Source organism: Streptomyces taklimakanensis (assembly GCF_009709575.1).
Taxonomy (GTDB): Bacteria; Actinomycetota; Actinomycetes; order Streptomycetales; family Streptomycetaceae; genus Streptomyces; species Streptomyces taklimakanensis.
Map to the genome: position 1 here is coordinate 5,248,142 of NZ_WIXO01000001.1, position 19,687 is coordinate 5,267,828.

17 protein-coding genes are annotated in these 19,687 nt (G+C 73.8%); 5 read left to right on the top strand and 12 right to left on the bottom strand.

All coding sequences use genetic code 11. The annotated features are described in order from the left end of the window. Positions 1 to 26 precede the first annotated feature (26 nt). Entirely contained in the window at positions 27 to 2,129 is a 2,103-nt protein-coding gene (locus F0L17_RS23100; RefSeq protein WP_155072551.1) for a hypothetical protein, read from the top strand. A 51-nt stretch (positions 2,130 to 2,180) separates the two neighbouring features. Here the strand turns inward: F0L17_RS23100 and F0L17_RS23105 are convergent, their stop codons facing one another. From F0L17_RS23105 to rhaI, 7 genes are all read right to left on the bottom strand, one after another. After that, the gene (locus tag F0L17_RS23105) at positions 2,181 to 3,485 is read right to left on the bottom strand and encodes an exo-beta-N-acetylmuramidase NamZ family protein (protein ID WP_155072552.1); all 1,305 of its coding nucleotides are present in this window, start codon (positions 3,483 to 3,485) and stop codon (positions 2,181 to 2,183) included. 115 nt (positions 3,486 to 3,600) lie between these two features. After that, entirely contained in the window at positions 3,601 to 4,257 is a 657-nt protein-coding gene (locus tag F0L17_RS23110; protein WP_155072553.1) for a LutC/YkgG family protein, read from the bottom strand. Beyond that, positions 4,254 to 5,750: a lactate utilization protein B gene (locus F0L17_RS23115; protein ID WP_155072554.1), complete on the bottom strand. Its 1,497-nt coding sequence runs from the start codon at positions 5,748 to 5,750 to the stop codon at positions 4,254 to 4,256. The genes F0L17_RS23110 and F0L17_RS23115 overlap by 4 nt, the downstream gene beginning before the upstream one ends. Beyond that, positions 5,747 to 6,523: a (Fe-S)-binding protein gene (locus F0L17_RS23120; RefSeq protein ID WP_155072555.1), complete on the bottom strand. Its 777-nt coding sequence runs from the start codon at positions 6,521 to 6,523 to the stop codon at positions 5,747 to 5,749. Before F0L17_RS23120 ends, F0L17_RS23115 begins: the two co-directional genes overlap by 4 nt. Continuing rightward, a complete protein-coding gene (locus F0L17_RS23125) occupies positions 6,514 to 8,031 on the bottom strand; it encodes a rhamnulokinase (RefSeq protein ID WP_338018185.1) in 1,518 nt (505 codons plus the stop codon). The genes F0L17_RS23120 and F0L17_RS23125 overlap by 10 nt, the downstream gene beginning before the upstream one ends. A 115-nt stretch (positions 8,032 to 8,146) precedes the next feature. Beyond that, the gene (locus F0L17_RS23130; RefSeq protein ID WP_155072556.1) at positions 8,147 to 10,189 is read right to left on the bottom strand and encodes a bifunctional aldolase/short-chain dehydrogenase; all 2,043 of its coding nucleotides are present in this window, start codon (positions 10,187 to 10,189) and stop codon (positions 8,147 to 8,149) included. A gap of 8 nt (positions 10,190 to 10,197) precedes the next feature. Further along, entirely contained in the window at positions 10,198 to 11,361 is a 1,164-nt protein-coding gene (gene rhaI, locus F0L17_RS23135; protein ID WP_155072557.1) for an L-rhamnose isomerase, read from the bottom strand. A gap of 243 nt (positions 11,362 to 11,604) precedes the next feature. Here rhaI and F0L17_RS23140 point away from each other — a divergent pair, with 243 nt between their 5' ends. Next, positions 11,605 to 11,925: an L-rhamnose mutarotase gene (locus F0L17_RS23140; protein ID WP_162466598.1), complete on the top strand. Its 321-nt coding sequence runs from the start codon at positions 11,605 to 11,607 to the stop codon at positions 11,923 to 11,925. 197 nt (positions 11,926 to 12,122) lie between these two features. Next, positions 12,123 to 13,136 (top strand): LacI family DNA-binding transcriptional regulator, encoded by a 1,014-nt coding sequence (locus tag F0L17_RS23145; RefSeq protein WP_155072558.1) that lies wholly within the window; start codon positions 12,123 to 12,125, stop codon positions 13,134 to 13,136. A gap of 16 nt (positions 13,137 to 13,152) precedes the next feature. On the opposite strand, the gene F0L17_RS23150 is transcribed toward F0L17_RS23145, so the two are convergent. Next, a complete protein-coding gene (locus F0L17_RS23150) occupies positions 13,153 to 14,274 on the bottom strand; it encodes an NAD(P)-binding domain-containing protein (RefSeq protein ID WP_155072559.1) in 1,122 nt (373 codons plus the stop codon). 134 nt (positions 14,275 to 14,408) lie between these two features. On the opposite strand from F0L17_RS23150, the gene F0L17_RS23155 reads away from it, so the two are divergent. Then, positions 14,409 to 14,831, top strand: a complete 423-nt coding sequence (locus tag F0L17_RS23155; RefSeq protein WP_155072560.1) for a secondary thiamine-phosphate synthase enzyme YjbQ — start codon at positions 14,409 to 14,411, stop codon at positions 14,829 to 14,831. Here the strand turns inward: F0L17_RS23155 and F0L17_RS23160 are convergent. Beyond that, positions 14,828 to 15,535, bottom strand: a complete 708-nt coding sequence (locus tag F0L17_RS23160; protein ID WP_155072561.1) for an HAD family hydrolase — start codon at positions 15,533 to 15,535, stop codon at positions 14,828 to 14,830. The two genes, F0L17_RS23155 and F0L17_RS23160, sit on opposite strands and share 4 nt — an antisense overlap. Positions 15,536 to 15,720: 185 nt before the next feature. Between F0L17_RS23160 and F0L17_RS23165 the strand changes: the two genes are divergently transcribed. Beyond that, positions 15,721 to 16,779, top strand: a complete 1,059-nt coding sequence (locus F0L17_RS23165; protein WP_162466599.1) for a beta-propeller fold lactonase family protein — start codon at positions 15,721 to 15,723, stop codon at positions 16,777 to 16,779. A 39-nt stretch (positions 16,780 to 16,818) separates the two neighbouring features. Here the strand turns inward: F0L17_RS23165 and F0L17_RS23170 are convergent, their stop codons facing one another. The 3 genes from F0L17_RS23170 to F0L17_RS23180 form a co-directional block, all read right to left on the bottom strand. After that, positions 16,819 to 17,769 carry a hypothetical protein gene (locus F0L17_RS23170; protein ID WP_202917923.1) on the bottom strand — a complete coding sequence of 317 codons (951 nt, stop codon included), beginning with the start codon at positions 17,767 to 17,769 and terminating at the stop codon, positions 16,819 to 16,821. Positions 17,770 to 17,939: 170 nt separating this feature from the next. Further along, positions 17,940 to 18,983 carry an N-acetylglucosamine kinase gene (locus tag F0L17_RS23175; protein ID WP_338018186.1) on the bottom strand — a complete coding sequence of 348 codons (1,044 nt, stop codon included), beginning with the start codon at positions 18,981 to 18,983 and terminating at the stop codon, positions 17,940 to 17,942. Next, positions 18,980 to 19,657 carry a uracil-DNA glycosylase gene (locus F0L17_RS23180; protein ID WP_162466600.1) on the bottom strand — a complete coding sequence of 226 codons (678 nt, stop codon included), beginning with the start codon at positions 19,655 to 19,657 and terminating at the stop codon, positions 18,980 to 18,982. The genes F0L17_RS23175 and F0L17_RS23180 overlap by 4 nt, the downstream gene beginning before the upstream one ends. Between the last annotated feature and the right edge of the window lie 30 nt (positions 19,658 to 19,687).

Here is a 19,687-nt window from a genome sequence, read left to right on the forward strand (position 1 = left end):
CGCACCCGCCGCGCGCCTTCCTGACCGTGGCCGAGCGGACCGTCGCCGCGGGGCGGAACGGCGGGCGTTCGGAGGAGATCGACAAACTCCTCGTCCACGCCTTCCTGGAGGATCTGCGCCAGGCGTATGCCCGGCCGTTCTGGAGCGTCCGGGGCAGACGGCGCACGGCGTACCCCGTGGCGCTGATCGACGGTGCGGCGCCCGGCGATGGCGAGGACGCGGGGGAGCGGCTGCTCGAACTGGTCAACGACGTGCGCGTCGAGACCGGGGAGTGGGACCCGCTGCTGGTCGTGTACGCCGGTGCCCGGCCGTCCGCGCGGATCGCCGAGGCCGGCCCCGAGGCCCCTTTGGTCCTCCCCTTGGAGGACCTGGACACCACCGGGCCGGGCCGGGCGGCAGGGAAGGACGAGCCGGACTGGAGACCCTCCCCGCATCCGCCCACGGCCTGGTACCGGCCGGTGGAGCTGTCGGAGCCGGGCGACACCGGCGGCACCGGGGAGGCCGGCCGGTACCGGCCGGTCGAGGCGCCCCCGCCCCCGTGGTACGCCCACCGGGCGTTCGCCGTCGTGTCGTGCCTCGCGCTTCTCGTGCCCCTCCTCGGCTGGGTGGGGTACCGGTTGGGAGGACCGGACTGCCTGTACCGTCCGTTCTCCGGGCAGGTCTCCGTCCGCAGTATGGCCGACGAATGCGTCGGCTACAGCGACAGCGACGCCTTCAGGTTCAACGACCAGGCCGGGCAGGAGAAGCTGCAGCAGGTCCAGAAGAAGATCTTCGCCCAGAACCGGGAGGTACGTGACGCCTGGGAGCGCAGCGAGAGGCGCCGCCCCTACGTCACGCTCGTCTACCTGGGCACCCTGACGGGCCGCGAGACCTCCCGGAAGGAGGAGGCGTACGCCGCCGAGCGGCAGGAGTTGGAGGGGTTGGCGATCGCCCAGTACCACGGCCTGCAGGAGTCGGGCACCGCCTACGACGTACCGCTGTTGCACATCGTCGTCGCCAATGCCGGATTCCAGATGGAACACGCCGATCCGGTGGTCGACATGATCGCGGACCTGGCGCGCGAGGAGCGGGACGCTCCCGTCGTGGGTGTCGTGGGACTGGTGGAGAGCCGGACGAGCACGGTCGAGGCGCTGGAGCGACTGGGCCGGGTGGGAATCCCCGCGGTCGCCCCGACGCTCTCCGGCGAGGGCATGTACAAGAGTTCCCCCCTCTACCTCCAGATCGCCTCTCCCAACCGGGAACAGGCCAGGATGGTCGACGAGTACGGGAAGGCGCTGTCCCTCCCGGGCACACGGGTCTACTACACCGTCGGCGAGCGGTCCAAGCTCCCCGACGACCTCTACGTGTCGACCCTCGTCGCGGAACTGAGGAAGCAGGTCGACAACCTCGAGTACACCGAGGAGTTCACGGGCAGGGGGCTGACCAGGGAGTGCGGCTACCGCGGCATGCTGTTCTTCGCCGGGCGGTGGTCGGAGTTCCCCGACTTCCTCAGGAAGTTGGACAGGTCCTGTGGCGACGACCAGCCGCACCACCTGGTGGCCGACGACTCGGTCAACCGCTACATGGCCAACCCCCTGCTGCGCGGAAGCGCACCGGCCGGTCTGCCGCTGGTCTTCGCCTCGAAGGCGCCCCTGGCCACCTGCGAGGAACTGCGTTCCCGGGCGCGGGAGGGGCGGGACCGGGCGGCGGGCACGTTCCTCCGTCTGATCGGTGAGGACAGGGACGGCGGGACCCTCGATCCACCACGCTGCGCGGGCGGGGGGAGCGACGCCCCGGACGAACCGGTGGGCGAGCGCGTCGGGCTCGCCTACGACTCGGCCAAACTGCTGCTGCGGGCCGTCGAGACGCTGACCGCGCGGATTCGGCTCTCCGACGACTCCTGGAACCCGCGTCTGATCACCCCGACGGCGGTCCACACCGAGGTGCTGCACCAGAACGGCCACAACCCCTTCTGGGGGGCCACGGGCAGGATCGAGTTCCACCGGGACGGGGGAGAGCCGATCGGCCGGGCGATCTCCTTCATGAGGGTCGAGAACATCACCGATGTCGACGAACGCCCCCGGGAGGTGTTCCGCTGCCAGGGCGCCAAAGAGGACGGTCGAACCGACTGTGAGCGACCGCGCCGCTGAACGGACGGCGGACTCGGCCGGCCGGATCCGGCCGGCGGCGCGGCGTGGTCCTCAGCGGTAGAGCAGGTACGCCCGCCGCGTCCGTTCGAAGGCGCGGACCTCGTCCCGCCAGGCGGCCACGACCTCGTCCGCGTCCCTGCCCGCGTCGATCATCTCCCGCAGCCGCGGCGACCCGGAGAGCTTGTCGATCCAGAACGGGCGCCTGGTGTCCCAGGAGTCCCGGCGCCAGGCGAAGTCGGGGTGGCGGCGCGCCTCCACCAGCATCGCCACCGCCGTGGGGATCGGCTCGTAGCGGCGCGGGTCGGTGACGTGGATCTGGACGCCCGCGCAGGTGACGCCGGTGTGCTTGCCGAAGGTGGGGACGAAGTACCCCTCGCGGAACCGCACGCCCGGCAGCTTCCGGGCGTTGAGCCGGTCGACGTAGCGGTGGTCCAGGTACGGCGCGCCGACGAACTCGAACGGGCGGGTGGTACCGCGTCCCTCCGAGAGGTTGGTGCCCTCGAAGTAACCGGTTCCGGCGTAGACGACGGCCGTGTCGGGGGTCGGCATGTTCGGGGAGGGCGGCACCCACGGCAGGCCGCTCTCGTGCGCGGTGGAGTACGGGTCCCAGCCGCGCACCGGCACGACCTCCAGCTCCGCTACCTTCCCGCCCGCGCCCTCCTTCGGCAGCAGCTCGCCGTTGAAGTAGCGGGCCAGTTCGCCCACCGTCATCCCGTGCTGCTGCACGATCACCTCGGCGCCGACGCCGGAGGTGAACTCCTCGGTCATCAGCGGGCCGTCGGCCCGGCGCCCGATCGGGTTCGGGCGGTCCAGCACCACGAAGCGGGCGCCGATCGAGCGGGCGGCGACCATCGCGTTGTACATGGTCCAGATGTAGGTGTAGAAGCGGACGCCGACGTCCTGGATGTCGAAGACGATCGTGTCCGCCCCCGCCTTGGTGAACAGCTCGGCCATCGTCGCCGCGCCCGCGCCGTAGGCGTCGTACACCGTCAGGCCGGTGCGCGGGTCGGTGAACTCCGGCTCGGACTCGCCGGCCTGCGCGCTGCCCCGGAAGCCGTGTTCGGGGCCGAACACCCCGACGATGTCCAGCCCGTCGTGCGCGGCCATGGAGTCCACGATGTGGGTGGCGTCGCGCAGGACTCCGGTGGGGTTGCTGATCACTCCCACCCTGCGGCCGCGCAACACGGACCAGCCTCGGGCGGCCGCGACGTCCGCGCCGGGAACGACGTCACGGCCGCGGTTCCGTTCTTCGGGTCGGCCGTCGGGCCGGTCGTCGGCGGTGGCGGTGGTGGGAACGAGCGGGCCGGCCAGCGCGGCGGCCGTGCCGGCTGCGAGAAGCGATCGGCGGGAAGGCATGGCGGGAAGCTATCCGTGCGCGCCGCGGGCGACAAGGGGCCACGCACGGTGACACAGGTGTAGAGCAATGACCGGGCCCCGACAGAGCAACGTTCCGCCCCGTCGGGCGGAACGTTCACTCCGTCAGGAGGACGACCTCCAGGGTGCGGGGGCCGTGGACGCCCTCGACGCGGCTCAGCTCGATGTCGCTGGTGGCCGACGGGCCGGAGATCCACGTCAGCGGGCGGGAGGGGTCCAGCCGCTCCAGCGCCTCGGGGACGGACGCCACCACCTGCCCGGGAACGCGGACCACGCAGACGTGGTGGTCCGGGATCAGGGTGATGCGGCGACGCCCCTGGTCGGGAGAGCCGTCCAGCACGATCGTGCCGGTCTCCGCGATCGCCACCGCGCAGCCGGTCACCACGCTGTCCACCGTGTCCAGCTCGTCCGGTGTGGAGGCCGCCCGGTCGTGGATCCGCACCGGGTCGGCGGCCGCCAACCACCACGGCGGCAGGCCGGGCGGCACCAACACCTCGGTGCTGCCGCGTTCGGCCAGCAGCCGGCACAGCAGCGTCGGCAGGCCGTCGGCGTCGGCGCGGTGCACCACGGCGCGGTAGTCGATCAGGTTCTCGGCCAGCAGGTCGACCGGTGCTCCGGTCGCCCCGGGCCCCTCGGTCGGCATGTGGGTGTGCTCGTACCGGCGGGGTACGGGAACGTCGTCCGGCCCCTCCGTGCGCGGTACGTCGGCCAGGGCGCGGCGGACCCGGCCCAGCACCGTCTCGCGGCTGCTCATCGTCGGTCTCCTTCCGCCCGGTCGTCCCGGGTGCGTCGCCACCAGTCGCGGAAGGACTCGGCCGGGACGGCGGGCAGGTCACGGCTCGCCGTCCAGGCGCGGCCCGGACCCGGCAGGCGGCGCGGGTGCAGCCGCCGGGTGCGGGCGGCCAGTCGCTGCCCGGCCCGCAGCGCACCGGGGTGGTCCAGGGCCCAGCGGGCGGCGCGCATCGCGGCCCGTTCGGCCGCGTGCCCCCGCGCGGGGCGGATGGTCGTCCGTTGTCCGCGCACCGTCACCTCACCGCCCTCGGCGACGCGTTCCCGCAGGTACACCAGGACCTGCGGGATGTCGATGGCGACCGGGCAGACCTCGTAGCAGGCGCCGCAGAGCGAGGAGGCGTACGGCAGCGAGGCGTCCAGCTCCGTCGTGGTGCCGCGCAGTTGGGGGGTGAGGATCGCGCCGATCGGACCCGGGTAGGCCGAGCCGTACGCGTGGCCGCCCGCCCGCTCGTAGACCGGACAGACGTTCAGACAGGCCGAGCACCGGATGCAGCGCAGCGCCTGGCGGCCGACGGTGTCGGCGAGGGCGTCGGTGCGGCCGTTGTCCAGCAGCACCAGGTGGAAGTCGCGCGGCCCGTCGGCCGTCTCGGAGTCCGTGGTGCCGGTCCACATCGAGGTGTAGGGGTTCATCCGCTCGGCGGTGGAGGACCGGGGCAGCAGCTGGAGGAAGACCTCCAGATCCCGCCAGGTGGGCACCACCTTCTCGATGCCGACCACCGAGATCAGCGTCTCGGGCAGGGTCAGGCACATCCTCCCGTTGCCCTCGGACTCGACCACCACCAGGGTGCCGGTCTCGGCCACCATGAAGTTGGCGCCGGAGACGCCCACCTTCGCCCGGAGGAACTTCTCCCGCAGGTGGAGCCGGGCCGCCTCGGCCAGCTCGGCCGGATCGTCGGTCAGGCCCTCGGGCGCCGGGCGCCCCCAACGGCTCATCCGGCCCCGGAAGACGTCGCGGATCTCCTCGCGGTTGCGGTGGATGGCGGGAACCAGGATGTGTGAGGGGAGGTCGTCGCCGAGTTGGACGATCAGCTCGGCCAGGTCGGTCTCGTAGGCGCGGATCCCGGCCTTCTCCAACGCCGCGTTGAGGCCGATCTCCTGGGTCGCCATCGACTTGACCTTCACCACCTCGGTCTCGCCGGTGGCGCGCACCAGTTCGGTGACGATCCGGTTGGCCTCGGCGGCGTCGGCCGCCCAGTGGACGGTGCCGCCCGCGGCGGTGACGGCCTCCTCCAACTGCTCCAGGTAGTGGTCGAGGTGGCGCAGGGTGCGGTCCTTGATCGCCGCGCCGGCGGCCCGCAGCTCCGCCCAGTCGGGCAGTTCGGCGACGGCCTCGGCGCGCTTGGCGCGGATGGTGCCGGTGGCGTGGCGCAGGTTGCGGCGCAACCGGGCGTCGCGCGTGGCCGAGGTCGCGGCCTCGGGGAAGGCGGGCATGCCCAGGTGGGTACGGCCGCTCATCGCGTCCTCCTCCCGTCGTGGCCGGGGCCGTCGGCGTTGTGGGTGCTGTCGGTGGCTGCCAGGATCTCGGCGAGGTGGACGGGGCGGACGGTCGAGCCCCGCCGGGCGAGGATGCCGCCGATGTGCATCAGACAGGAGTTGTCGACCGCGCACACCGCCTCGGCGCCGGTGCCCTCGATGTCGCGCGCCTTGTCCGCGCCCATCGCCGCCGAGACGGCCGCGTTCTTCACCGCGAACGTGCCGCCGAAACCACAGCACTCCGCCGCGCCCGGCAGCTCCACCAGTTCCAGTCCCCGCACGCGCTCCAGCAGCCGTCGGGGCCGGTCGCCCAACCCCAGTGTCCGCAGCCCGTGGCAGGTGGGGTGGTAGGTGACGGTGTGCGGGTAGTGGGCGCCGACGTCCGTCACGCCCAGCACGTCCACCAGGAACTCGCTCAGCTCGTACGTCCGGGGCGCCACCTCGGCCACCGCCCGCTCCAACGCGGCGTCCTCGGAGCGGGCGGCGATCCGCGGATGGTTCTCCCGCACCATCGCGGCGCACGAACCGGACGGAGTGACGACGTGGTCATAGCCGCGGAAGGCCTCCGCGTGGCGGCGCACCAGCGGCTCGGCCTCACGCCGGTAACCGGTGTTGAACTGCGGCTGCCCGCAGCAGCTCTGCTCCGCCGGGAAGTCCACCTCCACCCCCAACCGCTCCAGCAGGGCGACCGTGGCCCGCCCGGTGCCGGGGTAGAGCGTGTCGGTCACGCACGTCACGAACAGCGCTACCCGCATATCGCGGCCTCCGCCCGGTCCCAGGCTCCCCGATCGCCCACGGGCTCATGGTGCCGCAGCGGCCGGGTGGCGCGCAGCAACGACCGCAGTGCGGTCAGGTCGCCGCGGACGGCCCCGGCGGCGCGCGCCTGGACCAGGACGTTGCCGAAGGCCGCCGCCTCCGCCGGTCCGGCGACCACCGGCAGCCCGCAGGCGTCGGCCGTCAGCCGGCAGAGCAGCTCGTTGCGGGCTCCGCCACCGACGATGTGCACCACCTCCACCTCGTGTCCCGACAACCGCTGGGCGTCGGCGACCGCCCTGCGGTGGGCCAGGGCCAGGGAGTCCAGCACACAGCGGACCGTCTCGGCCATGTCGCGCGGGACCGGTTGCCCGGTGCGGCGGCACTCCTCGGCGATCCGCTCCGGCATCCGCCCCGGCGGCAGGAAGACCGGATCGGAGGCGTCCACCACCGACCGCAGCCCGGGGGCCTTCGCCGCCTCGCGCAGCAGCGTCTCCAGTTCCGGCCGCAGCCCGTCCGCCTCCCAGTCGCGCAGGCACTCCTGGAGGAGCCACAGACCCATGATGTTGCGCAGGTAGCGGACCGTGCCGTCCACGCCCAGCTCGTTGGTGAAGTTGGCGGCCCGGGACTCCTCGGTGAGCACCGGGGCCTCCAACTCCACCCCGGCCAGCGACCAGGTGCCGGTGGCCACGTAGGCGAACGCCCGGCCGCCCTCGGCCGGCACTCCGGCCACGGCGGAGGCGGTGTCGTGCGAGCCGACGGCCGTGACCGGCACCGGCCCGGCGAGTCCGCACTCCTCCAGCACCTCCGGAAGCAGCTCGCCGGCCCCGTCCCCGGGGCGGCGCAGCGGTGGGAACAGCGACAGGTCGATTCCGAAGGCGTCCGCCACCGGTCGGGCCCAGTCACCGGTGCGCGGATCGAGCAACTGGGTGGTGGAGGCGTTGGTCAGTTCGGTGCCCATCCGGCCCGTCAGCCAGTACGTCACCAGGTCGGGGATCAGCAGCAGGCGCCGGGCGGCGGTCAGTGCGGAGGAGCCGCGGGCGGCCACCAGCTGATGAAGGGTGTTGAACGGCTGGTACTGCAGGCCGGTGGCGGCGTACAGCTCCTTCGGCGACATGACGGCCGCGGCCCGCTCGGCGGCGCCGTCGGTGCGGCCGTCGCGGTAGTGCACCGGGTTGCCCAGCAGCGTGCCCGAGGCGTCCAGCAACCCGTGGTCCACCGCCCAGGAGTCGATGCCGACGGACGCGAGCCGCCCGTCGGGCGCGGCGCGTCCGGCTGCCCGCAGCCCGTCCAGCACGCCCCGGTACAGGTCCAGGACGTCCCAGTACAGGGTGCCCGCGGCGCGGACCGGGCGGTTGGGGAAGCGGTGTGCCTCGCGCAGCTCCAGGGTGTCGGGGCCGACCGTGCCCACCATGACGCGTCCGCTGGAGGCGCCCAGGTCGACGGCGGCGAAGGAGAGCGGACCGGTCGGGGGGCCGGCGGACGAACGGGCGGTCGGGGGAGGGGACACGGGGACCTCGCGGGACGCGGACGGAACGGGCAGGAGGACGGGAGAACGGGGGAAGGGGGGCGGTGCCCGCCGCCGGCCGTGAGGGCGCGTCGCGCCCTCACGGCCGGCCGGGACGTCAGCGGAGGAAGGCCGCGGCGACGCCCGCGTCCACCGGGATGTGCAGTCCGGTGGTGTGGCTCAGGTCGCCGCCGGTCAGGGCGAAGACCGCGTTCGCGACGTGCTCGGGCAGCACTTCGCGCTTGAGCAGGGTGCGCTGGGCGTAGAACTCGCCGAGCTTCTCCTCCGGCACGCCGTAGACGGCCGCGCGCTGGGCACCCCAGCCGCCGGCGAAGATGCCCGAGCCGCGCACCACCCCGTCGGGGTTGACGCCGTTGACACGGATGCCGTGCTCGCCCAGCTCCGCGGCCAGCAGCCGCACCTGGTGGGCCTGGTCGGCCTTGGTGGCGCCGTAGGCGATGTTGTTGGGGCCGGCGAAGACACCGTTCTTGGAGGAGATGTAGACGATGTCGCCGCCCAGCTTCTGCTCGATCATGACGCGGGCGGCCTCGCGGGAGACCAGGAAGGAGCCGCGGGCCATGATGGCGTGTTGGCGGTCCCAGTCCTCGGTGGTGGTCTCCAGCAGCGGCTTGGAGACGGAGATGCCGGCGTTGTTGACCACCAGGTCCACACCGCCGAAGGCGAGGACGGCCTCGGCGAGGGCCGCCTTGATCCCTTCCTCGTCGGTGACGTCCACCGTCACGGCCACGGCCCTGTCCGGCCCGCCGATCTCCTCGGCGACCTTCTCGGCGTTCCCGCCGTCGAGGTCCGCGACGACCACGCAGGCGCCCTCGGCGGCCAGTCGGTGCGCGATGGCCCTCCCGATGCCGGAACCCGCCCCGGTGACCAGCGCGATCCGGGTGGCCAGCGCCTTCGGCGCCGGCATCCGGCGCAGCTTGGCCTCCTCCAGCTCCCAGTACTCGATGCGGAACTTCTCCGACTCCTCGATGGGGGCGTAGGTGGAGACGGCCTCCGCGCCGCGCATCACGTTGATCGCGTTGACGTAGAACTCGCCCGCCACGCGCGCGGTCTGCTTGTCCCTGCCGAAGGAGAACATCCCCACGCCGGGGACGAGGACGATCGCCGGGTCCGCGCCGCGCATCGCCGGGGAGTCCGCGGTGGCGTGCCGCTCGTAGTAGGCCCGGTACTCCGCGCGGTACTCCTCGTGCAACTCCTTCAGACGCGCGACGGCCTCCTCCAGGGGCGCGGTCGGCGGCAGGTCCAGAACCAGGGGGCGGACCTTGGTGCGCAGGAAGTGGTCCGGGCAGGAGGTGCCCAGGGCGGCCAGCCGCGGGTGTTCGGCGCGGGAGAGGAAGTCCAGCACCACCTCGGTGTCGGTGAAGTGGCCGACCTGCGGCCGGTCGGTCGAGGCGACGGCGCGGACATGGGGGGCGAGCGCGGCGGCGCGGGCGCGCCGCTCGGCGTCCGGCAGCGGCTCGTGGCCGTCCAGCACCGGGCCGAACGGCTCGGCCCTGCCGCGCTCGGTCAGGAACGCCTCGGCGGTGCGGATGATCTCCAGCGAGTTGCGCTCGCACTCCTCGGAGGTGGCGCCCCAGGCGGTGATGCCGTGTCCGCCCAGGACGCAGCCGATCGCCTGCGGATTGGTCTCCTTGACGGCGGCGATGTCCAGCCCGAGCTGGAAGCCGGGCCGGCGCCAGGGCACCCACACCACGCGGTCGCCGAAGCACTCGGCGGTCAGCTTTTCCCCGTCGGCCGCGCAGGCCAGCGCGATGCCGGAGTCGGGGTGGAGGTGGTCCACGTGGTCGGCGTCCACCAGGCCGTGCATCGCGGTGTCGATGGACGGGGCCGCGCCGCCCCTGCCGTGCAGGCAGTGGTCGAAGGCGGCGACCATCTCGTCCTCGCGCTCCACGCCCGGATAGACGTCCTTGAGGGCGCGCAGCCGGTCCAGGCGCAGCACCGCCAGTCCCCGCTCGGTGAGCGTGCCCAGGTCGCCTCCGGAGCCCTTGACCCACAGCAGCTCCGTCTCACCGCCGGTGACGGGGTCGACGGCGGTGCCCTTGGCGGAGGTGTTGCCGCCGGCGTAGTTGGTGTTGCGGGGGTCGGCGCCCAACCGGTGGGAGCGCGCCAGCAGCGCCTCGACCGTTTCGTTCCGATCCGTCATGGTGTCCCTCACGCCCCCCAGCCGGCCTGCCGGCCGTCCTTGCGGTCCTCGGTGATCCGCTCGGCCCAGCCCGAGCGGTGGTAGGCCGCGATCGGATCCGGGTCCAACCCCATCTCCTCGCGGACCTCGGCCAGCAGCGGTCGTACGTCGGTGTTGTAGGCGTCCATCAACACGGCGTTGGCGGCGAGCACGTCACCCTCGGCCTGGGCGGCGGAGAGGGCCTCCCGGTCGACCAGCAGCGCCTTGGCGGTGGCCTCCTGGACGTTCATCACCGAGCGGATGATCGCCGGGATCTTGGGCTCGATGTTGTGGCACTGGTCGAGCATGAAGGCGGTCCGTGACTCGTGGCCCCCGCCGCGCACCACCTCGTACATGATCCGGAAGAGCTGGAAGGGGTCGGCGGCGCCGACCATCAGGTCGTCGTCGGCGTAGAAACGGGAGTTGAAGTCGAACCCGCCCAGCTTCCCCTCGCGCAGCAGCACGGCCACGATGAACTCGATGTTGGTGCCCGGCGCGTGGTGGCCGGTGTCCACCACCACCTGTGCCTTCTCGCCCAGTTTGAGGCAGTGGGCGTAGGCGGTTCCCCAGTCGGGGACGTCGGTGGTGTAGAAGGCGGGCTCGAAGAGCTTGTACTCCAGCAGCATCCGCTGCCCCTCGCCGAGGCGCTCGTACACCGCCGCCAGGGCCTCCGCCAGCCGGTCCTGGCGGGCGCGGACGTCGTCCTGGCCGGGGTAGTTGGTGCCGTCGGCGAACCACAGCTTCAGATCGCCCGAGCCGGTGGCGTCCATGATGTCGACGCACTCCAGCAGGTGGTCCAGCGCCTTGCGCCGCACGGCCGCGTCGGGGTGGCAGACGCTGCCGAGCCGGTACTCGTCGTCTTGGAAGACGTTGGCGTTGATCGCGCCGATGCGCAGTCCGCGCTCCTCGGCGTGCCGGGCCAGGGCGGCGTAGTCGTCGACCCTGTCCCAGGGGATGTGCAGTGCCACGGACGGTGCGACACCGGTGTGCGCGTGCACCCGGGCCGCGTCGTCGAGTTTCTCCCGCGGGGTGCGCGGGACGCCGGGCTGCGCGAAGACCTTGAAGCGCGTTCCGGAGTTGCCGTAGGCCCACGAGGGGGTCTCGATGGCCTGGTTCCTGAGGGCCGCCTTCACGGCGGATACGGCGGCGGTCATGCGTCAGAGCTCCTGGTGCCGAACGGCTTCATGAATCGTTTCATCGCGGGAAAGCTATGGGGGACCGGACGGGGTGTCAAGGGGGCGGACGGGGTGCCACCGCGGCGCCGTCGCCGTTTCCGGTCGGGTTCGGTTTTTCTCGCTCCGGGCATTGACGGGTGTCGTCCGAGGGCCCTAGCGTCCCTGCGATCTGCTTGAAACCTTTCACGCCCCTGCGGTCCGTGTTTCGACGAGGAGGAGCCAGTGCAGCGCGTCTGCTTCCTGCTGAAGATCCGCGCCGACCGGATCGAGGAGTACCGCGCACGCCACGCGGCCGTCTGGCCGGAGATGCTGCGGGCCCTGAGCGAGAGCGGTTGGCACAACTACTCCCTCTTCCTGCGCGAGGACGGCCTGCTCGTCGGCTACCTGGAGACCGAGGACTTCGAGGCCGCCAGGGCGGCGATGGAGGCGACGGAGGTCAACGCCCGCTGGCAGGCGGAGATGGCGGGCCTGTTCGAGTCCTTGGACGGCGAGCGGCCGGACGAGGCCATGCGCCCCCTGACCGAGGTCTTCCACCTCGACTAGGGAGCGCTCGGCAACCGCCTCCACCGGGGAGGGGCGTGACCGGACGGAACGCGCGGTGCTCCGGGCGGCGGCCGGCGGAGGGCCCACCGGGGCGGACGGCCGCCGGATCGGGATCGGATGCGTAGCATGGGCGCGCGGCCCCGGGCCAGGCGCCGCGCAGACAAGAGGTCAGGGGGACGGGCGGACTCGTGGCGCGCATGGTTGGCATCAAGGACGTGGCACGTCAGGCGGGGGTGTCGGTCGGCACCGTCTCCAACGTCATCAACCGCCCCGAGATGGTCGCGGAGGAGACCAGGACCCGGGTGCAGGCCGTCATCAGCCGCCTCGGCTACGTGCGCAGCGAGTCGGCGCGGCATCTGAGGGCCGGACGGAGCCGGATCATCGCGCTGCTGGTGCTCGACATGGCCAACCCCTTCTTCGCCGACGTGGCCTCCGGAGCGGAACGCGCGGCGCGCGAGGAGGGGCTGGGCGTGATGCTGTGCAACAGCGCGCAGAGCCCGGCGGAGGAGGCCGACTACCTCTCCCTCTTCGCCGAGCAACGGGTGCGCGGCGTCCTGGTCACCCCGGCCGACACCACCGGCCGCAACCTGGCCGACTTCCGGCGGCACGGCATCCCCTACGTCGTGGTGGACCGGGTGCTCCCCAGCGAGGAGGGCTGCTCGGTCTCCGTCGACGACATCACCGGCGGGATGCTGGCCGCCCGGCACCTGTTGGCCCAGGGGCACCGCGAACTGGTCTACGTCAGCGGCCCGATGCACCTGTCGCAGTGCCGGGACCGGCACACCGGCGCGCTGTCGGCGCTGCGCGAGGCGGGGCTGCCCGAGGGCGCGCTGCGGCGGGTCGAGGGCGAACGGCTGGACGTGACGGCCGGCCGGGACGCGGGGGCCCGACTGCTGGGGATGACGCCGCGGCCGACCGCCGTGTTCTGCGCCAACGACCTGCTGGCGCTGGGCGTGCTCCAGGCGCTGTTCGCCGCCGGGGTCTCGGTTCCCGGGGACATCGCACTGGTCGGCTACGACGACATCGAGTTCGCCGCGGCCGCCGCCGTGCCGCTGACCTCGGTGCGGCAGCCCGCCTTCCGGATGGGCCGCACGGCCGCCGATCTCCTCATCGAGGAGACGGGTGAGGACGACACCGGGCACCACCACCAGCGGATCGTCCTCCAACCCGAACTGGTCGTGCGCGACTCCAGCATTTCCACGCCCCGCTGAGCCCCGCGCCTCGCGGTCACCGCGCGGCCGTCTTCCGCGTGGCCACGCGTTCGGGCCGGCGGCCGGCCTCCGGTCTGCCGGGGCGGCTCCGGCCGAGGAGGTCCCGCACCGCGCGGACCGCGGTCCGCCCCGCGCGGTTGGCGCCGATCGTGCTCGCCGAGGGACCGTAACCGACCAGGTGGACGCGCGGGTCCCGGGCCGCTTCGGTGCCCGTCATCCGGATCCCGCCGCCGGGCTCGCGCAGTCGCAGGGGTGCCAGGTGGTCGATCACCGGGCGGAACCCGGTGGCCCACACGATCGAGTCGGCCGCCACCGCGTTCCCGTCGTCCCACTCCACGCCCTCGGGCGTGATCCGGGCGAACATCGGCAGCCGTCGCAGCACCCCGGCCTCCCGGGCGCGGCGCATCTCCTCGGTCATGGGCAGCCCCGTCACCGACACCACGCTCCGCGGTGGCAGTCCGTCCCGTACGCGCTCCTCCACCAGGGCGACCGCGGCGCGTCCGCGGTCCTCGTCGAACGGGCCCTCGGTGAAGACGGGCTCGCGGCGGGTCACCCAGGTGGTGGCGGCCGCCACCCGGGAGATCTCCAACAGGTGCTGGACGGCGGAGGTGCCGCCGCCCACGACGACCACCCGCTCGCCCGCGAAGGCGTCCGGACCGGGGTAGCGGACGGTGTGCGTCTGACGCCCGGCGAAGGTCTCCCGGCCGGGGACCCGGGGAACGAACGGCCGGTCCCAGGTGCCGGTCGCGTTGATCAGCGCGCGGGTGGTCCACGTACCGGTGTCGCTCTCCACCCGCAGCCGCCCGTCCCCGGCCTCGCGCACCGCGCGCACCCGGACCGGGCGCAGCACCCGCAGATCGAAGGCGCGCTCGTACGCGGCGAAGTACTCCCCGATCACCTCCGAGGAGGGCCGTGCGGGGTCGGCGTCGGTCAACTCCATGCCGGGCAGGGAGTGCATGCCGTGCACCCGACCGTAGGTGAGGGTGGGCCAGCGGAACTGCCAGGCCCCGCCGGGGCGCGGGGAGCGGTCCAGGACGACGAAGTCCCGGCCCGGCCGGAACCCGGAGCGCCGCAGGTGGTGGGCGCTCGACAGACCGGCCTGGCCGGCGCCGACGACCACGACCTCCACATCGTTCATGTACGGATCAACCACGCGGAGGCCCCGTCGCTTCCCGACCCCGCCCCCGGTCCCACCCCCGGTTCCGACGCCCGGCACCCGACGTACGGGCGCGCGGGACGCTGCGGGGGACCGGAAGGCGCCAAGATGGAGGTATGAGCGATCGATTCACCACCCGTGTGCTCCGTGTCACCACCGGCTCGGGCGAGACCGTCGCCGACCTCACCCGCGAGTGCGAGGGGTTCCTCGCCGAGGTGGCGGGCGGCCGCGACGGACTGCTCAACGTCTTCGTACCGCACGCGACCGCCGGCATCGCGATCATCGAGACCGGTGCCGGCAGCGACGACGACCTCCTCGCCGCGCTGCGCGACCTGCTCCCCGCCGACGACCGGTGGCGCCACCGGCACGGCAGTCCCGGCCACGGCCGGGACCACGTCCTCCCGGCCGTCGTCCCGCCGCACGCCACGCTGCCGGTGGTGGAGGGACGACTGGAGCTGGGCACCTGGCAGTCGGTCTGTCTGGTGGACACCAACGGCGACAACCCCGAGCGCAAGGTCCGGCTGAGCTTCCTCGCCTAGCCGTTCCGGTCGCCGTCCCCGCCCGCGCCCACCAGCCAGTCGTACGCGACCTCCGCGTCGAACTCCCGGTGACCGCCCGGGAAGCACAACCCCGCAGCGGCGAAGGCGGGGGCGTCGGCCGTCCCGGGCAGGGACGGGACGACCAGGCACCGCATCCCGGCGCGGCGGGCCGCCTCCGCGCCGGGGTGCGCGTCCTCCACCACCGCGCACCGCGCGGGCTCCGCGCCGAGTCGTCGGGCCGCCTCCAGCAGCACGTCGGGCTCCGGCTTGCCCCGGGCGACCTCCTCGGACGAGACCCGCACCGGAAGCAGCGCGCCCAGGGGAGTGCCGTCCAGCACGGCGTCGATGGCGGTCCGCGAGGAGCCGGAGGCGACGGCCAACGGGACCCCGGCCGCGTGCAGCCGCTCCACCAGGCGCCGCATCCGGGGGAAGAGAACCGCCCGGGTGCGGGCCAACTCCAGGTAGAGACGGTTCTTGGCGGCCAGGAGTTCCTCCACCGGGGCCTCGATCGCGTGTTCCTCCCGCAGGACCGTCAGGGTCTCCCGGGCGCCGATCCCGATGAAGCGGGTGTGGTCCTCCCAGCCGAAGTCGGTGACGCCGTACGAGGCGAGCAGCCGTCTGCCCGCCTCGTAGTAGGCGGGCTCGCTGTCCACGAGCGTTCCGTCGAGATCGAAGATCACTGCGAGATCGGCAGGGGAAGGCATGCCACCAGCATCGCAGTGGTGCCGCGGGCCGCCGACACGGGGTGGGTCCGGTGGACGGGAGGACGGAGGGTGGTAGCGCTCCCAATCTGGTCCAGGCCAATGCTACGGTCGGCCCGGACGCCGGCGACGCACGGCGCTCTCCGGGTGGGGACCCGGAGGCAAGGACACGGAAGAGGGGCGGCGCAGTGGACGGAACGGGCGGCGGACGGCGGGCCTACATCGGGTCCTTCACCTCGGCGGGCGGACGCGGTGTCACCACGGCCGCCGTCGACCCCGACACCGGCGCGCTGACCGTGCTGCGCCACACGGACGCGGTGCCCGACCCCTCCTACCTGGTACCGGGGCCGGGAGCGGAGATGCTCTACGCGGTCAGCGAGACCGAGGAGGGGCACGCCGCCGCGTTCTCCCTGGCCGACCCCGACCGACCGACCCCGGTCGGCGAGCCGGTGCCCGTCGACGGCTCCGGCCCCACCCACCTGACCTGCGCGGCCGGACAGCTGATCACCGCCAACTACACCTCGGGCAGCGTCAGCGCCCTGCGGTTGCGGCCCGACGGCGGCCTGGCCGGACCACCGACCGTGCTGCCGCACCACGGCAGCGGCCCGGTGCGCGACCGACAGGAGGGCCCGCACGCCCATGCCGTGGTGGCCGACCCCTCCTGGCGTTGGCTGCTCTCGGCGGATCTGGGCGCCGACTCGGTGTGGATCTACCGCCTCGACCACGCCGGCGCCGCTCCGCGCCCCCACGGACGGACTCCGCTGCGCCCCGGCAGCGGGCCGCGTCACCTGGTCTTCCACCCGCGCGGTGAGCGGGTCTACGTCATCAACGAACTGGACTCCACCGTCACCTGCTGCCGCTGGGACCGCGGGGGCGGCGCCCTGGAGCCGACCACGACCGTCCGGACGCTGCCGGACGCCACCGCCGGCCTAACGGGGGAGAACCATCCGTCGGAGCTGGTGGTCTCCGCCGACGGCCGCTGGGCCTGGGCGGCCAACCGGGGGCACGACAGCGTCGCCGTGTTGGCCCTGGACCCGCACGGCGACGGCATGGAACTGGTCACCACGGTCCCCTGTGGCGGACACTGGCCGCGCGATCTGGCCCTCGATCCGGCCGGACGCAGGCTCTACGTCGCCAACGAGCGCTCGGGCGACGTGACCTGGTTCGACCTGGACTCCGAAACCGGTGTGCCGCGCCGGGCGGGGAGCATCGAGGTGCCCGCCGCCACGTGCGTCGTCTTCGGCTGACGCCGCCCGGCGCGCGGGGGCGCCGGGGGCGGGTCCGCGTCAGTGGGCCGGTGCCCCCTGCGGTGCGCGCTGGGCGATGCCGATCTTGGCGGCGTAGGCGGAGGCGACCAGCTTGCCCACCGCGGTGTAGGAGCCCAGCGGCTCCGCGGCCGGGCAGTCCGCCTCCTTCGACGCGGACTCCAACAGGCCCTCGGGCGCCTCGGGGCCGATCAGGCCGGGGGCCAGGGCCAGTTGCCGGGACCCGGCCTCGCGCAGCTGCTCCGCCGCGCGGACGACGGCGCCCTCCTCGTCGAGCCCGGCCGCCAGTACCGGCACCGCCAGCCGGGCGGCCAGCAGCATGCCGGTGATGCCGGCCGCCTGTACGGCTTCCTCGCCGCCCATGGTGGCCAGGATGATGCCGTCCGCGGCGGTGGCCACGGTGAACAGTCGGGCGCGGTCGGCGCGGGCCAGTCCCGCCTCCGAGAGCCTCACGTGGACGCCCTCGGCCAGCAGCGGGTGCGGGCCGAGCACATCGGTCAGCTCGGCGCCGGAGCCGCTGTTCAACACGGCCTGACGTATCCGGCGCAACTGCGCGCTGTCCGGGCCTGCCAGCAGCGGGACGACCACCGCGGCCGGGGACTCCGCCGTCCGACGTCGGACCTCCTCGGCCTCGGGGTCCGGCTGCGCGTCCTCGGGCGTGGCCGAGGCGGAACGGACGGAGCGCTCCGAGGCGATCCGGGCCAGTACGGTCCGGAGCGCCGGGAACTCCTCGTCGTCACCGTCCACGTGGCCGATCCGGGCGTCGAGACCGGGCAGCTCGGAACGGGCGATGCTCAAGGTCTCCTCGGCCAGGCTCCGGGAGCTGCCGGAGGGCACCCCGGGGACGGCCAGCACCAAGGTGGGCGCACCCTCGGGCGCGACGACGGGCTCCGGCCGGCGGTGCCGTCCGGGCTGGCGGGGACGCGGCATTCGTACGGGCAGGCCATTCGCGGGCCCAGTGGGGGTGCTCATGGCGCCGCATGCTAATGCCTGGGCGGGGGCGGCTGTTCGGGCGGGGCGGGGGAGTACCGGTCTGTCCGCTTTCCTCCCGCGCGTCGCGGTGACGGGCTCCTTCCCCTCCGTCACCGGATCCGGTGCCGTGGTGTCGACGGCGTCCGTGGCGTTCGCCCGCTCGGCATCCGTCACACGGGGCGTTCACCGACGATGTGCAGGAGCGCCGGGTCGGCCGGCAGTCGGAGCGTGCCCCGGGCCAGCCGGCCGGCCACGAGCAACGCCCCGGCCAGGGGGTCGCCGGCGGCGGGGACGGTCCGGGCGTGCGGCAGCCGGACGGCCAGCTCCCGGCGCAGCCGGGCCAGCAGCGGCTCGCCGATCCGGAACAGCCCACCGGTCAGGGCGATCCGGCTCTCCCCGCCCTCCGGGCAGACGGCGGCGGCGCTCATGGCGATCTGGGCGGCGGCCTCCGTCATGACGCGGGCCGCGACCGGATCGTCCTCGGCGCACCGGGCGACCTCGGGGGCGAACGACGCCAGTACCGCGGGCCGGTCCGTCCGTGGGTACAGCGCCCCCGGCAGGGCGGCGGCCGGACCGAAGGCCGCCTCGGCTCGGGCGAGCAGCGCCGCCGATCCCCCCGGCCTGCCGTCGTGGGCGCGCAGGGCGGCCTCCAGACCGGCCCGGCCGATCCAGGCGCCGCCGCCGCAGTCGCCCAGCAGGTGGCCCCAGCCGTCGGCGCGCCGCCAGGCGCGCAGGTCCGTGCCGGTCGCGATCATCCCGGTGCCCGCGGCGACCACCGCGCCCGGACGTTCGCCCAGTGCCCCGGCGTACGCGGTCACCGCGTCCGCGGCCAGGGCCACGCGCCGTGCCCCCAGCGCCCGGGCGAACGCCCCGGGCAGCGCCGCGCGCAGTCCTCCGCCGAGGGTCGCCATGCCGGCGGCGCCCACGCACACGGCGTCGACCCGGTGGTCGTGGAGGTCCCCGTGCTCCCCGGTAGCGTCCGCCAACAGGGCGTGGGCCCGGGGCAGCGTCAGCTCCAGCAGGTGGTCCGGGTCGATGCCCGAGGGGCCGGTGCGCACCGGCTCGCCGACCTCGGTGATGCCCGCCGGGGCCGGCGAGCCGTCAAAGGCGCCCACCGCCTCGGCGCCGGCCGTGTCGTCCGGCTCGTTTGCCCGGGCCAGCGCGACGCGCAGTCCGGAGCCACCGGAATCGACGCCCAGCACCCAGCGCGTCACGGCAGGCGCCAGTCGACCGGCTCGGCCCCCTGCCGGACCAGCAGTTCGTTGGTCCGGCTGAACGGGCGCGATCCGAAGAACCCGCGGTCCGCCGACATGGGGGAGGGGTGTGCGGACTCCACCGAGGGGACCGGGCCCAACAGCGGACGCAGGTTCCGCGCGTCCCGCCCCCACAGGATGGCCACCAGCGGTTTTCCGCGCTCCACCAGGGCCCGGATCGCCTGCTCGGTGACCTCCTCCCAGCCCTTGCCGCGGTGCGCGGCGGGACGGCGCGGCGCGGTGGTCAGCGCCCTGTTGAGCAACAGGACCCCCTGCCTCGTCCACGGTGTGAGGTCGCCGTTGGACGGCCGGGGAACGCCGAGGTCGGTGTGGAGCTCCCGGAAGATGTTCTCCAGGCTGCCGGGCAGTGGACGGACGTCGGGGGCGACGGAGAAGCTGAGCCCGACGGCGTGGCCCGGCGTGGGATAGGGGTCCTGGCCGACGACGAGGACCCGGACGTCGTCGAAGGGCTGTTGGAAGGCGCGCAGCACGTTCGGTCCGGCCGGGAGGTAGGTGCGTCCCGCGGCGATCTCCGCGCGCAGGAAGTCGCCCATCGCGGCGATCCGTCCGGCCACCGGCTCCAGCGCCTTGGCCCAGCCCGGTTCGATGATCTCGTTCAACGGTCGTGCTGCCACGGGCGGTCACTCTACTGGCTCCGCCCGTGT

Excerpts from the sequence above, each read along its gene's own strand:
- F0L17_RS23120 (WP_155072555.1), bottom strand. The coding sequence starts at position 6,523 with ATGCGGGTAGCGCTGTTCGTGACGTGCGTGACCGACACGCTCTACCCC.
- F0L17_RS23150 (WP_155072559.1), bottom strand. The coding sequence starts at position 14,274 with ATGAACGATGTGGAGGTCGTGGTCGTCGGCGCCGGCCAGGCCGGTCTG.
- F0L17_RS23145 (WP_155072558.1), top strand. The coding sequence starts at position 12,123 with ATGGTTGGCATCAAGGACGTGGCACGTCAGGCGGGGGTGTCGGTCGGC.
- F0L17_RS23130 (WP_155072556.1), bottom strand. The coding sequence starts at position 10,189 with ATGACGGATCGGAACGAAACGGTCGAGGCGCTGCTGGCGCGCTCCCAC.
- F0L17_RS23170 (WP_202917923.1), bottom strand. The coding sequence starts at position 17,769 with ATGAGCACCCCCACTGGGCCCGCGAATGGCCTGCCCGTACGAATGCCG.
- F0L17_RS23155 (WP_155072560.1), top strand. The coding sequence starts at position 14,409 with ATGAGCGATCGATTCACCACCCGTGTGCTCCGTGTCACCACCGGCTCG.
- F0L17_RS23160 (WP_155072561.1), bottom strand. The coding sequence starts at position 15,535 with ATGCCTTCCCCTGCCGATCTCGCAGTGATCTTCGATCTCGACGGAACG.
- rhaI (WP_155072557.1), bottom strand. The coding sequence starts at position 11,361 with ATGACCGCCGCCGTATCCGCCGTGAAGGCGGCCCTCAGGAACCAGGCC.
- F0L17_RS23105 (WP_155072552.1), bottom strand. The coding sequence starts at position 3,485 with ATGCCTTCCCGCCGATCGCTTCTCGCAGCCGGCACGGCCGCCGCGCTG.
- F0L17_RS23110 (WP_155072553.1), bottom strand. The coding sequence starts at position 4,257 with ATGAGCAGCCGCGAGACGGTGCTGGGCCGGGTCCGCCGCGCCCTGGCC.
- F0L17_RS23115 (WP_155072554.1), bottom strand. The coding sequence starts at position 5,750 with ATGAGCGGCCGTACCCACCTGGGCATGCCCGCCTTCCCCGAGGCCGCG.